The 13,757-nt window shown below is 50.3% G+C and carries 13 protein-coding genes; 2 read left to right on the top strand and 11 right to left on the bottom strand.

Annotated elements, in window-relative coordinates:
- Nucleotides 1-13: 13 nt before the first annotated feature.
- Both ASG34_RS09635 and ASG34_RS09640 read left to right on the top strand, forming a co-directional pair.
- Nucleotides 14-760: an ABC transporter permease gene (locus ASG34_RS09635; RefSeq protein ID WP_055829932.1), complete on the top strand. Its 747-nt coding sequence runs from the start codon at nucleotides 14-16 to the stop codon at nucleotides 758-760.
- On the top strand, nucleotides 753-2,183 hold the full coding sequence (locus ASG34_RS09640) for a DUF4350 domain-containing protein (RefSeq protein ID WP_235559756.1): 1,431 nt from the start codon (nucleotides 753-755) through the stop codon (nucleotides 2,181-2,183). Before ASG34_RS09635 ends, ASG34_RS09640 begins: the two co-directional genes overlap by 8 nt.
- A gap of 200 nt (nucleotides 2,184-2,383) precedes the next feature.
- On the opposite strand, the gene ASG34_RS09645 is transcribed toward ASG34_RS09640, so the two are convergent.
- The 11 genes from ASG34_RS09645 to ASG34_RS09695 all read right to left on the bottom strand — a co-directional run bounded on the left by ASG34_RS09645 (nucleotide 2,384) and on the right by ASG34_RS09695 (nucleotide 13,667).
- Entirely contained in the window at nucleotides 2,384-3,358 is a 975-nt protein-coding gene (locus ASG34_RS09645; RefSeq protein ID WP_055829937.1) for an EpsD family peptidyl-prolyl cis-trans isomerase, read from the bottom strand.
- A 135-nt stretch (nucleotides 3,359-3,493) separates the two neighbouring features.
- Complete coding sequence (locus ASG34_RS09650) at nucleotides 3,494-4,180, bottom strand: CAAX prenyl protease-related protein (RefSeq protein ID WP_055829939.1); 687 nt, start codon at nucleotides 4,178-4,180, stop codon at nucleotides 3,494-3,496.
- 47 nt (nucleotides 4,181-4,227) lie between these two features.
- On the bottom strand, nucleotides 4,228-4,899 hold the full coding sequence (locus tag ASG34_RS09655) for a hypothetical protein (RefSeq protein WP_055829941.1): 672 nt from the start codon (nucleotides 4,897-4,899) through the stop codon (nucleotides 4,228-4,230).
- 8 nt (nucleotides 4,900-4,907) lie between these two features.
- A complete protein-coding gene (locus tag ASG34_RS09660; RefSeq protein ID WP_055830042.1) occupies nucleotides 4,908-6,554 on the bottom strand; it encodes a putative porin in 1,647 nt (548 codons plus the stop codon).
- 52 nt (nucleotides 6,555-6,606) lie between these two features.
- On the bottom strand, nucleotides 6,607-7,311 hold the full coding sequence (locus tag ASG34_RS09665) for a TonB C-terminal domain-containing protein (RefSeq protein ID WP_055829942.1): 705 nt from the start codon (nucleotides 7,309-7,311) through the stop codon (nucleotides 6,607-6,609).
- Nucleotides 7,312-7,314: 3 nt separating this feature from the next.
- The gene (locus tag ASG34_RS09670) at nucleotides 7,315-7,719 is read right to left on the bottom strand and encodes an ExbD/TolR family protein (protein ID WP_055829945.1); all 405 of its coding nucleotides are present in this window, start codon (nucleotides 7,717-7,719) and stop codon (nucleotides 7,315-7,317) included.
- A 2-nt stretch (nucleotides 7,720-7,721) separates the two neighbouring features.
- Complete coding sequence (locus ASG34_RS09675; protein ID WP_055829947.1) at nucleotides 7,722-8,132, bottom strand: ExbD/TolR family protein; 411 nt, start codon at nucleotides 8,130-8,132, stop codon at nucleotides 7,722-7,724.
- A gap of 9 nt (nucleotides 8,133-8,141) precedes the next feature.
- Nucleotides 8,142-9,821: a MotA/TolQ/ExbB proton channel family protein gene (locus ASG34_RS09680; protein WP_055830043.1), complete on the bottom strand. Its 1,680-nt coding sequence runs from the start codon at nucleotides 9,819-9,821 to the stop codon at nucleotides 8,142-8,144.
- 180 nt (nucleotides 9,822-10,001) lie between these two features.
- Entirely contained in the window at nucleotides 10,002-10,523 is a 522-nt protein-coding gene (locus ASG34_RS09685) for a PEP-CTERM sorting domain-containing protein (protein ID WP_235559757.1), read from the bottom strand.
- A 32-nt stretch (nucleotides 10,524-10,555) separates the two neighbouring features.
- Nucleotides 10,556-12,853, bottom strand: a complete 2,298-nt coding sequence (locus tag ASG34_RS09690; protein ID WP_055829948.1) for a 5'-nucleotidase C-terminal domain-containing protein — start codon at nucleotides 12,851-12,853, stop codon at nucleotides 10,556-10,558.
- A 49-nt stretch (nucleotides 12,854-12,902) separates the two neighbouring features.
- Nucleotides 12,903-13,667, bottom strand: coding sequence for a hypothetical protein (locus tag ASG34_RS09695; RefSeq protein ID WP_055829950.1), 765 nt, complete (start codon nucleotides 13,665-13,667; stop codon nucleotides 12,903-12,905).
- Nucleotides 13,668-13,757: the final 90 nt, after the last annotated feature.

The following is a 13,757-nucleotide window of genomic DNA, read 5'->3' on the forward strand; positions in this document are numbered from 1 at the left end:
CTGGATATCCAATATGATTCTGGTCATTGCCCGCAAAGAACTGCGCAGTCTATTCGCCACCCCGATGGGCTGGCTGGTGCTGGCTATTTTCCAGGCCATTGTCGGCACTTATTACAGCCTGAGTTTTAACCAGTATTTTGAAATCATGCAGAGCGCACAATGGCAGGTGCAACGGATTGGCATCACGCAATTTATGGCAGAAGGTGTATTTGGCGTGGCGGCGATATTGATGCTATTTGTCGTACCGCTGGTGAGCATGAAATTGATCAGTGAAGAGCGCAAAAACCAAACCATGGCTTTGCTGATTAGCTCGCCATTATCAATGAGCGAGTTGATTCTGGGCAAGTTGCTGGGCATCGTCAGTTATCTGAGCCTGCTGATTGTGACGATGGTGCTAATGATTGCCATGATGTTGCCATGGGCTGAAATAGATATCCCATATCTGCTCACGCACGCGCTCGGGTTATGGCTGTTAGTGGTCGCCAGCAGTGCGCTTGGCCTGTATGTCTCCTGCCTGACCGCCAACCCGATTCTGGCGGCATTTGGTAGCCTGTCGGCGCTCACCATCTGCCTGTTGCTGGACAAGTTTTTTGCAGATAATAACCAGGTGCTGTTTCACGACTTTTCACTGATGCAGCATTACCGCCAGTTTGCGCTAGGCATGTTGAATAGTTTCGACGTGTTATTTTTTGTACTGTTCTCGACGTTTTTTGTGCTGTTATCTATCCGTCGTTTAGATGCTGATCGACTGTATGGCTAATTCATCCAGACTATCCAAAACCAGGCAATCCCTGACGCAGGCATGGCAGCATCGTCTTGTGGTGCCGGGATTACTACTGCTAACCCTGGCGCTGGGCATATTGGCCTGGCATTTTAATATCATTACCGATCACACCAACAATCGCCGCAACACGCTTTCCAAAGAAAGTATCGAGGTGTTGCAAGCATTGCCAGGAACGATAGAAATCAGTGCTTTTTGCAGCAATAGCCCTTACAAAGGCCGCTATTTCAGGAAATCGATTCTGGCGCTGGTACAACGCTACCAGCATGTTCACCATGCTATGCATCTGCAGTTTATTGACCCTTCCATTTCGCCGAGATTGGCGCGCGAGCATCAGGTCAAAAAAGAAGGCGAAATGATCATCCGCTATCGCGGGCAACTAAAGCGCATGTACCTGCCATACACCGAAGAAGCTTTTACCAATGTGCTGTTGCAACTACAACATGGCGAGCGTGCGCCATTGTTATTCTCCACCGGGTTTGGCGAAACGGCATTGGATAATGAAGCAGCCAATGGTGCCAGTCATCTGGCAGAGGCGATGCGTGCTGCCGGATTGCAGGTAATCAGCAGCACTGGTTTTGAACACGATTCAACGTTAGAAACAAATCTGGCAACAAAAAATTTTCCTATAAAAAAACTGCCGACACTGGTGCTCGCTGGCGCGACACATCCCTACACACCGGTTCAGGTCAAAGCTATTCAATCCCATATCAGTAAAGGCGGCAGCCTGATTTGGCTGGTAGATAATCCATCCACACAGGGCCTGGCCTCTTTAGCAGAAAGCCTGGCACTTAATATCAGTGAAGGCATGGTGATAGATCCCGCCAACAGGCAGTTCGATATCCCCTTGCATGCCTTAAGTACGCAACGCTATTCCGGGCAAGGGCCAACACAGGAGTTTGCCCTGCGCACATTTTTTGACCAGGCACATGCCATCGTGCGCTATCGTCAGCCAGAAGACTCATGGCGTACCTTGCCACTGGTTGCGGCGGCAGAACGTGGTTGGACGAGCAAGACCTATCATCCTGAACAGCCCAAAAAGTTACCTGCTTTTAACTCGGAAACAGATAGCCAGGGCCCAGCAACCATTGCCCTGGCCCTGGAAAAAACGCGCCCCTCAGGCGAGCTGCAAAGAATTATGGTGATAGGCAGCGCGGGATTTTTTAGCAATGCGCAGCAGCAAAGAGGTGGCAATCTCGCATTTACCATGCAGAGCTTGCAATGGGTCGTGAATAACCAACCCAGCATCACCCTGCCTGTAGCACCGTTGCGCGATAGCATCATTTTGCTACCGTCTCAACAAACCTGGTTAATGATCCTGTTTAACGGTTTCCAGTTTGGCCTGCCGGCAGTGTTATTCCTGGCAGGCTGGCTCACCTGGCGCAGGAAGCATCAGCACTAGCTTTTGCTATGAATTACTGTGGCAACAAATATCTTGATGCACAGTAAAACTTCCGCAATATGCATACGGTCATTTTCACACTGGGAAAGCCAGTAATTCTGGTTTATAACTCTAGTTTGTTAAGCACCTATCTTAACCAAGCGCCCTCACAAAGAAAAAGCCCTGGCATAACCAGGGCTTTAGGCATCAAGTACTATCAGTTACAAACCAGACAACCCTTTTTCAATCGCCTTGTTGTGTGTAGGCTCGGTTGCTGGCTCAGCAGCTGGAGAAGCCACTGGCAACTCAGGTTTCGCAGCAGTTGGGGCAGTCGCTCCAGGCACAGCAGCTTCACTGTTATTCAATGTCAGTTTTGAGAAATCACCATAGAATTCCACTTTGGCTTCTTTGCGCAGTGCGGCCACTTCATTTTTAATCAGTGTTTGCTGGCCGGAATTCACCAAGTATTGCTGGATGACCGGTTTGGCTTTTTCAACATCTACAGGCTGTCTGTCGACTTTGGCGAGGAACAAAAGCACCAGCGCATCAGGTCCTTTGACAATCAGTGTATCGCCGGTTTTAAGCGTATTAAGTTTTTTCAGCAAATCAAGTGGTAACTGTTCAGCTGCTTTTCTGCTGGCATTGGCATTAAATACATAGTTATTGTCTTTCAGCCATTTACCGAGGTCGTCAGCAGTTTTTGCAGCACTGATACCGGCTTCAATCTCGCTGGAATGCTGATTGCCGTCTTTAACGACAAATTCCTGAATTACATAGACATTACGCTCACTGAACAGCTCAGGATGGGTATCGTAAAACTTTTTGATATCGTCACTTGAAGGTGCGGCCTGTTTGGCAGACACTTTTTGCATATAGGCTTGCGCCAGTATCTGCTGTTTGGTAGCCTCAAGCACTTGTAGCACATTCGGGTCGCGATCAAGTTTCGCATCAATTGCTTTTTGTTTGAGCAACTCTATGTCTACCATTTGCTGCAAGACTTTTTCTGAAGCTGGTTTAAGTTGCGCCTGGTCGATCTTACCGGCTTTAGACAGCGCAAAGTTTAGCTGATGCACCGTGATTTCATTTCCATTCACCTTGGCAACCACCTGCGTAGATCCCTTGCCTGCTTCTTCGTGCTTGCTGCATCCTGCCATCACCAGCATCAAAGCCGGTACGATCAATGCGATTTTTTTCATTATCACCCTTTAAAATAAATTCGTATTTATTGTGTTTATATTGCTGGCGTACCGGGCTCTCCCCGCCTACACCTGAGCATCTTCATTTCATCTAAGTATGCTCAATTATTCACAATGCATGTTAACACACTCTTTTTACCAGTATTGCCAGTGCCCGCCAAACACCACCCATGCGCCAAGCACGGCATTGGTAATCATATGGGCCAATACAGGTATCCAGAGCACCTGGAATCGACGGTATAACCAGGCATATACCAGTCCTGCCAACAGCCCTGCTAACCAGAGCTGATGTTCAATTGCAAATAATACGCTACTTACCACCACTGCATAAGTACCCACATGGGCTGGTGAGACAGACATAAACTCGCTATGTTCCAGCCTGCGCATCAAATACGAGCGCCAGAACAATTCCTCTATGATGGGCACAACCAGCGCAGAGCCAGTCCAGCGGCAAACCAGCCAGAATATATCGATTCCATTGTGCATGGGCATGGCTTTACCATCACCAGCACTGTAGCCGCCCATCCACTCTGGATAAGGCAATATCCAGATGACAAACACCAGCAGTCCACTCAGGATGGCGATGACAACCTGCTGGAAAGTTGGCGTCAGCGAAAACTCAACATAATGGCGATGGTAATAAAGAAGCAAGGCGACAGCTGCCAGCGTGCGTAACAGGTAGGTTGGTTGCGTACCCAGCCCTAGCCACGTGAGGCCTAAGGCAAGCAAAGGTTCGCAGGCGAGCAACAGGATAAAACCGATAAACGGATAAATGCGGGCACGCTCATGCAGCGTAAAAAATGAAAGCAGTCGGGGAAACATACTTTAGCCAATACTTAAAATAACAGGACGCCGACCTGGAAACAGGATCAGGGCGTCGCTATTGTATCAACTTTATTTTCAATCAGTTGCGCCCGTTTATCCTGCAGGATATTTTCCAGCTCAACCCGCTTCAGTTGGAAGAAAGGTTCAGCACGCATGATTTTCTGGTAAGTGCTGGCATCGGCATACAATCCAATCAGGTCATTGCCATAGGCATACAGTCGGCTGTTTTTTTCTTCACATGAGACTAATTGCTGGTGAGCAGTGCTGACATTGGCAAGCAGTTTCTTGCGCTGCTGATCATTCACGTCCAGGTCAGATTTGGCCAGCTTAAGTTGTTGTTCGATGCTCTCAAGGCGTTGCGTTTGTTCAGCGAGTTGCGACTGCAACTGCTGTAATTGAGCGGAAAGCACAGTTTTTTCCTGTGTCAGCTTCTGTGCCTCAGACTGCAATTGCTGGTTGCGCCGGGTTTGCCCTTGCAACTGTACGGAATGCGAACGCTGAGCACTCTGTGCCTGATTCAGGGCATCTGACATACTTTTCTTTTCCTGCTCGAACTGCGTTTGCAAGGCGCTCTTCTCGGCTTCCATATCCTGCTTCATTTTCTGCATCAGAATGTTGGCACGCTTGGCCGCTTTGTCCTGTTTTTCGGCCGCACAGGCCGGAGTTTGCATAATCGCGAGAAAGACAGCGGTGATTAACAATAAGGTGGATTTCATATTACCTCCTAGAAGCGTGCATTCAAGTCAATCAGCAACACATCCACCGAGTATTTCCACGGGTCGTTAGCGGGGTTCAGCAATGAGGTGGGGCTGCTGATAGTATCTGCACTCATATAACGTGCGCCGATCCAGGCATTCTTGTCTATGGCATAGTTAGCATACACATACCAGCCCTTGGCATTTGTACCGCCCAGCCTGAAGTTGGAATCGGTGAAGCCATCCATGACTGCATCGGCCTCCAGGCGTTTATAGCCTAACGATACCTGCCATTCGTGTTTGTTCACGTTCTGTACATAAGGGCCGAGAAAACTGGTGTTGCCCACATCGATCCTGAAGTTATAACCTTCATTTTCTTCTTTGTACTCATTGCCGGTACGTTGCAGGATCTCGTCCTTGTCAAAACCGATGTTCTTCACATAATCGCCAGTAAAGGTGACATGCACCGGATCAAAGTTCATCAGGTCGACCTGTGCCATCAGGTTGACCAGTTCGAACTTGGAAGCAAGGCCAATGATGGTAGGATCAGTTGCACCCAGGTTATTGGCATTAATATCGAAGGTGTTGTTACCACGCTGCCGCCACTGCGGGGCGGTATCATCATAGTCACGCAAGCCCAGTGTATTCAGCTGACCTTCAACGTTCTTGAAGTCATGGTAGGCAGCACCCAGTTTGACTGAAGACTTGTTAGGTGCCGTCCACTGGATACCAGCCTGGGCGGAATACAACCACTTATCCCTGGCTTTATTAATGACAGATGACTCTATTTCTTCAATAGGGAATGCGCCCACTGTACCGAATGCTGACCAGCGCTCGTTGAATTTTGGGGTGACATGCGCGACAACTCCATCAAATGCCAGGTCAGGATCCCATAACAGGTCGGTATACATAAAAGGGTTAGCAAAACGGCCGCCTGTCACGCTAGCCCAGTCATTCAGCTTGGCATGCAGGAAGGCTCGATCTAGCGTGAACATGTATTTGCCTTGGGCGATGCCTTCAGTCTGGTTGGGAGTAACCGGTGTGGTCTGCTGTCCGGTGACGAACTGCAGGCCGCCGCTCAGCCAGTCGTTGATCTGCATATCCGCAGCCAGGCGCGCACGGATACGGGCACGACGACGCTCGTCGGTGGAGTTCAACACATTCATGTTCCGGTTAACATCATTGAGACGGAAGATATCAGTGTTATCTTCTTCAAACTCATCCGCCTGACCCCGCAAACGGATATCGCCATGGAAGCTGATACGGTCTATCCACTCAGGCACACCCAGGCGTTCACCCGTCTTGTAGTTCAGTTTTTCCATCACGTCATGCTCGATTTCCTCACGCATGGCTTGTTTCACGTGCTGCGGAATATATTGCACACGCACGGTCTTTTCATCCATGGCCTTGTTGACTTCATTTTTGACATCATCACTCACTTCAGCCTGCTGAGTAGCCTGTTTGGGATCGGCAGCCGCTTTTTGCAGCAAGGCATCCGCTTTCTGCTTGGATAACACGCCTTCCTGCACCAGCAATTCAATCAGGTTAGTCGTCGTAGCACGCAGTTGCTCAAGCGACTCGCGTTCGCCCGCATGCGCACTCCCTGTCGCCAGCAAGTGGGTAAACAGCCAAACGGCAACGGTCGTTCTTTTTAAGGGGGTATTGAGAGTCTGCATATCCTCACTCACAGTGTTTTGGTTTGGCACATTTGTAATGTGTATTCATGAATTAGCCCATTTTTTTTGCCGATATCCGCAAGCGGATAGGCATCGGCATATTTTCAGGCGGGCTGTCCTGCATGGCCGGTAAATCATTCAGGGCTTCACGTATCCCTTGTTCGATTTCTGGCGTGGTATCAGACTGGTCGACAGACAATCTTTCAAATTGGCCGTTAGGTTTCAACCAGACGCTAACCACAATTTTGTATTGGCCCTGGGTCAGTTTTTTGTCGCGCTCGATGGCACGTTCAATCTGTGATTTAACCAGCCCGGCATACCAGCGGAATTTGACACCTCCATCAGACCCTATCGTCGCTACCGCGCCACCTTTGTATTCGTTATTGACAGCGCCAGACTGAAACGGGCTTGGCCCATCACCGGCCGCGCCTTCCATTTTTAAAGTCTCGGCCGGAGGTGTCTCAGCGGGTTTCGGCTCTGGTTCTTTAGGTGCTTCCTTGGGCTGCTCTTTTGGCGTTTCCTTTGGCGGCTCTTTTGGAGGTGGCGGTGGTGGCGGAGGCGGAGTATCCGGCAGCAGTTTCACAGTGGTGATCTGCTTTTTATGGGCTGGACCACCACCCAGCAATTTCTTGATGCCATAACCGATGCCCGTCAGAATTGCCAGGATCAGCAAGGCGATTGCCATGCGGGTGATCCAGACACGCGCAGTTGACACCTGCACCTGGTCAGACGTGACGTTTAAATCTTGCAGATCCATAAATCAGGTCCCGATCTTGCCCGTGACCAGGCCGACATTTTCAATTTCGAGACGATTGACCAGGTCAATCACTGAAATCACGCCGGCATAAGGTGCCTGTGCCTGGCCCTTGATCATGATGTTGACCTTGGGGTCCATCGCTTTGGCCTGGTTCAGCTGTGTTTCCAGCTCCGCCATGCTGACACCTACCCCGTTAATGGTCAGCGTGCCGCCCTGCTGCACCTGCACGATCTTCATATCGTGTTTTTCGGTGCTTGGCTTGTTGGATGGTTTGGGCAGATTCATGGTCAGGCCCTGCACCCCAGCTGTCGTCATCAGGATAAAAATCACAAGCAGCACATAGGCCAAGTCCAGCATGGGCGTAATGTTGATGGTGTCGTAGGGTTGTGCGTCGTTTTGGACTTGCATGCTTACTCCACAACCTTCTTAGTCACTAGGCCAACTTCAGTAATATCCAGCCGCTTGCAGATCTCCAGCACTTCAGACACCTTTTCATAATGTGCAGCCGCATCACCTTTCAGCACTACCGGCAACTCGGGGTTGCTGCCTTTATATTCGGCCAGACGCTGTTCCAGTTGCGCCATATCTACCGGAAAAGCATCGAGGTAAACGCTGCCGTCACTGGTCACGGTAATGGCACGCATTTGCGGCTTTGCCAATGCAGCAGAGTTCACGGTATGTGGCATGTCAACTTTGACGCCCTGTACTGACGCGGTGGTCATGATGATAAAAATCACCAGCAAAACATAAGCCAGGTCGAGCATGGGCGTAATGTTGATTTCATCGTAAAGCTGGTTCTCTTCCTTGACGCCTTCTGACATCGCGCGGCCTTATTCCTTACCGTACAGTTCAGCGGTACGGGTAATGAATTCATCGACGAAAATCTGCATGGCGATGGTGATGTTTTTCACACGGCTGGCCAGGTAGTTGTAGCCAAACAGCGCAGGGATCGCCACACCCAGACCGGCGACTGTAGCCAGCAACGCAGCCGCAATACCAGGCGCAATCGCGTTGACGTTCACATCACCCGCAGCCGCAATCGCGGCAAAGGTAATCATCACACCCACCACCGTACCCAGCAGGCCGAGGAAAGGGCCACCTGAAATCGCGATGGTCAGTAACACCATCATGCTGTTCATGCGCTGCGTTTCACGTACCAGGTCGGCATCAACGGCAGCTTTAATCGCATCGATGGAGGCACCACCCAGGGACACTTTGCCATCATGCTCACGCTTCTTGATTTCACGCAGCCCGGCTTTATACAGGCCAAACAGGTTGGAGTTTTTATAAGTGCCAGTCTTGTCCAGGTTCAGCAGATCCTGGGTAGAAGCTTGCTGGAAGCGTTTGAGGAACAGTGCATTATCCTTGTCGGTAATAGTGACCAGGCGGGCCTTGCTGAACATCACCCAGACACTGATAGCGAACATCACCGCCAGAATCGCAATCACCACCTTGGCATCGACTGTCAGGCTGTCGATCAGGATGCCCATATAGTTGGCTTCCCCTTCTTCTTCGCCTTCACTCTCACCAGCCGGTGTGACTTTGACCAGTTTGGCATCGGCACCTTGTGACTGTGCAACCAGGCTTAACCAGGCGGCACTACGTGCAGTGGAAGCCAGTTGCAATTCATCAATCTCGGCATTCAATGCATCACCAACCGTCAATGTTGCTGCCGCCTGGGCATCATTAGCCGGCGCCTGGCCGACCGATTGACCATTGATATAAAGCACAGCCTGGCCGCCCTGGAACACCAGTGCGATATGCTGCCATTGACCTGGCTTCAACTCCCCGCCGTTAACAGTCGCTGCGCCAGCCTGTAATACCAGGGCATTGCCATTCAGTTTCAGGCTGACGTTGCCACTCTTGAATACTTCTGCGGTTTGCGGCAGGTTGGCCGGCTTCAACCAGACTGACCAGGTGGCGCCATTGGCTAACTGCGGTGCTGCCGGCAAAGTAATCGTCAGCGGACTATTATTGAGGGTTGCACTTTCTGCGATCAAGCCTGCTTTTTGCTGGGTCGCATTACCACTGGCCGTCAGTTGGCTAGGACCGCTATCTTTCAATAAGGCTTTATCAGAAAAAGCAAAACGGGCCAGCAGTGCCGGATCATTTAAAGCTTGTACATCACTGGTGGCTTTAGCGCTTTCATTTCCGGTATACAAACCAATCGCCAGATCTTTATTCGCTGAAGATAATTGCGGTAGCACTACCCAGGCCACGGCCAGCTCATTCACCGCGTCATACTTCTCTAATGAGAACATGAGTTCTGTTTTGTCATCTGCGGCAATAAAGCGGATATCCGAGCCATCTACATTGGCGCCGGTAAAGTCAAAATTACCTGAATGTAGGCGAACCAGCACCGGTGCCTGGTTCACGGCTTCCTTGATATTGGCGGTATCAATCGTGATTTTTTGTTGTGTTGCCCAGTCTGCATTCCAGGCAGCTTTCACCGGTAAAGCAAGGGTCAACAAACAGAGGCTGGTTAATAAACCAAGGGTAGACTTCTTCATATCCATCGCAGTCGAGTTAATTCGAGGTGCAAGTCTATAGAGCGAATGTTGCAGAGAAATTAAGATCGGACTAGGCGGACTAGTTTTTTTATTTTCATAAAAAAACAGCCCGGCAAAGCCGGGCCAAGGTAGGCGTTTCTGCCTGTTACACAGGTCGTAGTAAAAGTAGGTTAAACCCTTTTATTTTGGATGGCGGCGAGCTGCAATGTAGCCCATCAGACCCAGGCCGACCAGAATCATGCCGGACTGTGTTGGCTCAGGCACTGCTGACAATGTGTAAGTCAGGTTGCCAGCACCGGATAAACCCAGTGAGGTATCGTAAGCAAAGAATGCATCGCCGGTGTTTGAAAGACCAGCAATCAGACTGAAACCAATCGCTGGATTGGTAGCATCTACTGACCATTCGATACCGGTAAACACGCCATCCTGGAATACTGCAGTGGCTGGCGCTAGTGCAGCTGTGCTCAGATCAAACAATGTGCTGCCAAAGTTGAATTGCAGGCTGCTCAGGTTGAGCAGTTCAGTACCGGAAGACAACAGGCCTGCATCATCAAAGCTGAACTGGCCCTGGTAAGTGGTACCGTTGTAATGACCGGAATCCACTGCACCCGATACTTGCCAGGACTGGATGGCCGCTTGTGCAGGTAACATGCTGCTCATTAGCGCGACCAGTGCTGCTTTTTTAATTAAAGATTTCATCATATGTTCCTCTAGAAAGAATTAATCGGCAAAAATTAAAGAATAAAGTCTCTGGCAGGAGCAACCTGCTTGGCGGTAAGCCCTTTCAGGCTAACCAGTGTTTTAGCGGCAGCCGTGCCTGCAGCCCCATCGGTATCCACCAGCACCTGCACGCCACCTGTCACATCCAGCAGCTTGATATATCCGTCTGCAATCGCGGCATTGGCTGAAACACCCAGCGAAGCCAGCAATGCGCTTAACTGTAATTTGTCGGCATATGGGGTAAAGTCAGTGATGGTGTCACCAGCTTCACGCATACTGTTGTAGACGAATACATCGTTACCTGCGCCGCCGGTCAGCGTATCTACGCCCAAACCGCCATTAATGATGTCGTCACCGCCAGTGCCCACCAGTACATCTCGGCTGGCAGTACCAGTACGTGTCACGCCAGGCGTGGTTTTTGCAATCGCCAGGTCAATCAGACGACCACCCTTGTCATACTGGTTTTCCAGGCCGTAGAAGTTAACAGTGATTTCATCGCCATCGGCATTATTCAGGCGACCCAGGCCACCTTCAGCTTTGGGTGATTGAATGTAATTGGCCAGGGCTTCCTGGTAGGTGATGGTGAACGGGCTGTCTTCGAATACCACGTTGTTAGCAGCGAAAGGGAAGCCATCACCGCCAGCGGCAGTGAAGTCTATCGTTGTGAACGAGAAGGTACGACTGTTGTTGACAACGACGCCGTTATCAATCAGCACAGTGCCGTCATCCAACACCACGCGTTGCACGCGGTTACCGGTGCCTTTAGTCGTTCTGGCAACATTGGTACTGTTGTAAATCACTTGCATACCGGAGATTTGCGGGTAACGGCCATTGGCACGACCTGTCGGGCTGGTGTCGCCATAACCATGTTCGAGCAAATCTTTCAATTGCGTGGCATTCACTGCTGGTGCGCGTTTGACCAGGTTGGTAAATGGCAGGATATTGAACGTGTCGCCAACAGACACATTACCAGCGGCAGCAATATTGGTACGGATACCGCCACTGTTCTGGATCGCGACCTCGGTTTTACCGGCAAAGCGCATTGCATCGGCAACCAGGTCACCCAGGCCAGTTTCTGCGTTACGAACACCGGCCACAAATGTGCATGGCAAAGCAGCACAAGTAGTGTGTGTCGGGCCATTCAACTTAACCGCTGTCGTGCCAATGATTTGAGCATTCAGCACAGAAATATAGTTCTGCACTGGCGTCACTACCTGTGCTTTAATCGTTGCATCCCCGGCTACGCGGTCTGCATCGGCAGCAGCACCAGTCACGCGCATCATTTTGCTGGATTCAATCGACACAAATTTACCATTGCTGTCATCAATCGTGAAATTGACCTGGTCCACATAACGGTTACCAAAGTGGCTGGTTAATACCGGCACTGTTTTGCCGTTCGCATCCACAGCATTTACCGGGTGTGAAGTGAACGTGGCGGCTACGCCACCATTGATCAGCGCATCATCAGGGTCCACCATCAACTCATGGCCGCCACCAGACAATACCAGGTCAACACCGGTCAGCGCCGGAATCACCACATTGATCTCGTTAGCTGCATTTTGCAGGTGGCTCATCAAAATCACTGTCGTCACACCTTGCTCACTACGCAGGCGGGTGATTTCGGCCTGGATAATAGGAATCAGCGCTTGCAGGTTTTGTGCTTCAGTATTGCTGGCATCGTAGCCAATCACATTCACTGCACCAGGGGATGAGATACTTGGCAATAACGGTGTCGTCGCGCCTACCAAGCCGATTTTATGACCGGCAGTGGTGGTGATCACTTTGGAAGGTGCTACCTGGCCGCTGGCTTTCAATGCGCTGAATTCTGAGGTGGCATTGAAATTCAGGTTGCTGGAAAGATAAGTGCTGCCGGATACTTTCGCAAAACGCGCAGCCACTTGCGGGCCGAGGTCAAATTCGTGGTTACCGAACACCATGGCGTCAAAACCAATCTGGCGTAAAGCAATCGCATCATAAAAATCCTGGCCTCCATCGCTAAAGCTGTTAGCCAGGTTATTCAAGCTGGCCGTAAACCGAGGGCCTGGCAAAAATGCATCACCGGCATTCAGTTTCAGTACTGTACGGCTTTGCGCCACAGCAGCTGTTTCGGCATTTTTAATCACAGAGGCAAGACGGTCAACGCCACCGTAAAACGAAATGGCCTGGCCGGCGTCATCGCGCAAGTTACCTTGTGCAGACAATAACCAGCTTTCCTGGTCACCTACGTGTAATACAGTCACGCCTTCTGCCAAGGCGCTACCGGCAGTGAATGCCAGCGCAACGCATACAGTTAATTGTTTCAGTTTAAACATGTTCTTCTCCATGGAGTGCCGCGAAAATCACGGCACTCTTTATTCAGTATTAACGTGATTGACGACGAACCAGACCCAATAAACCCAACCCAGCCAGCAACATCGCTGCGCTGTCTGCTTTCGGCACTGGTGTCACTGCGTTAATGGTGAATGCAGTCGTGTTAGGCACGACACCGGCTGACACGCTGTTATTCACAGTGTCTATATTCCAGTTATTCACATCAGCGACTTGCGCCTTGTAATCAGCAAAATTGTTCAAGCCACTGCGTACACCGTTGTATTCTGCATAGTCTGGCTCGCTGGAAGCACCGGCTTTAGCAGTCAGTTCAATAGCGTTCACACCATTGATCAGGCCTGTGTTGGTCAACGGACCATTCGACGCGAAGGTACCGTTAGTGATGGCTGACAGGAATGTCGTTGGTGCAGTGGCGCCAGACCCTACATAGGCATAAACCGTTTCCCCTGAGTTGGAAAGACCCCAGTTGCTGTTGCCGCTAACGGTTGCACGAGACAAGATGCCGGTTGAGGCTGACAAAGTGGCTTTGTCGTATTCTGCAAAACGCACCACTGTACCTGCAGTCACAACGCTGCTGGAAACCCACTGGTTGTAGCTTTCACCTGTGTTGAATGCGCTACCGGTCCACTCGTTATCGCTGAAGTAGATCGTGGTGTTGGCAGCGATATCAACTAAAGTCACAAATGACAGACCATCTTCATCAGCGTTGAATGACGTGAACAGGATGTCACCGGCATTTAATGCCGCGTTAGCTTGTGTGGACAGTAGCAGTGCTACGATTAAACTGATTTTTTTCATGATAAATCCTCTCTCAATGTAAATTTTAATAACCGCTTATTTCATGGTTTGTTGTTTGTCGGCGTGATACTTGGGTCACGCCGACTTATG

Source organism: Methylophilus sp. Leaf416, from assembly GCF_001424665.1.
GTDB lineage: Bacteria > Pseudomonadota > Gammaproteobacteria > Burkholderiales > Methylophilaceae > Methylophilus.

What these genes read in the sequence shown, in the direction of transcription:
- ASG34_RS09635 (WP_055829932.1), top strand. Translation starts at nt 14, where the DNA reads ATGATTCTGGTCATTGCCCGCAAAGAACTGCGCAGTCTATTCGCCACC.
- ASG34_RS09640 (WP_235559756.1), top strand. Translation starts at nt 753, where the DNA reads ATGGCTAATTCATCCAGACTATCCAAAACCAGGCAATCCCTGACGCAG.
- ASG34_RS09645 (WP_055829937.1), bottom strand. Translation starts at nt 3,358, where the DNA reads ATGAAAAAAATCGCATTGATCGTACCGGCTTTGATGCTGGTGATGGCA.
- ASG34_RS09650 (WP_055829939.1), bottom strand. Translation starts at nt 4,180, where the DNA reads ATGTTTCCCCGACTGCTTTCATTTTTTACGCTGCATGAGCGTGCCCGC.
- ASG34_RS09655 (WP_055829941.1), bottom strand. Translation starts at nt 4,899, where the DNA reads ATGAAATCCACCTTATTGTTAATCACCGCTGTCTTTCTCGCGATTATG.
- ASG34_RS09660 (WP_055830042.1), bottom strand. Translation starts at nt 6,554, where the DNA reads ATGCAGACTCTCAATACCCCCTTAAAAAGAACGACCGTTGCCGTTTGG.
- ASG34_RS09665 (WP_055829942.1), bottom strand. Translation starts at nt 7,311, where the DNA reads ATGGATCTGCAAGATTTAAACGTCACGTCTGACCAGGTGCAGGTGTCA.
- ASG34_RS09670 (WP_055829945.1), bottom strand. Translation starts at nt 7,719, where the DNA reads ATGCAAGTCCAAAACGACGCACAACCCTACGACACCATCAACATTACG.
- ASG34_RS09675 (WP_055829947.1), bottom strand. Translation starts at nt 8,132, where the DNA reads ATGTCAGAAGGCGTCAAGGAAGAGAACCAGCTTTACGATGAAATCAAC.
- ASG34_RS09680 (WP_055830043.1), bottom strand. Translation starts at nt 9,821, where the DNA reads ATGAAGAAGTCTACCCTTGGTTTATTAACCAGCCTCTGTTTGTTGACC.
- ASG34_RS09685 (WP_235559757.1), bottom strand. Translation starts at nt 10,523, where the DNA reads ATGATGAAATCTTTAATTAAAAAAGCAGCACTGGTCGCGCTAATGAGC.
- ASG34_RS09690 (WP_055829948.1), bottom strand. Translation starts at nt 12,853, where the DNA reads ATGTTTAAACTGAAACAATTAACTGTATGCGTTGCGCTGGCATTCACT.
- ASG34_RS09695 (WP_055829950.1), bottom strand. Translation starts at nt 13,667, where the DNA reads ATGAAAAAAATCAGTTTAATCGTAGCACTGCTACTGTCCACACAAGCT.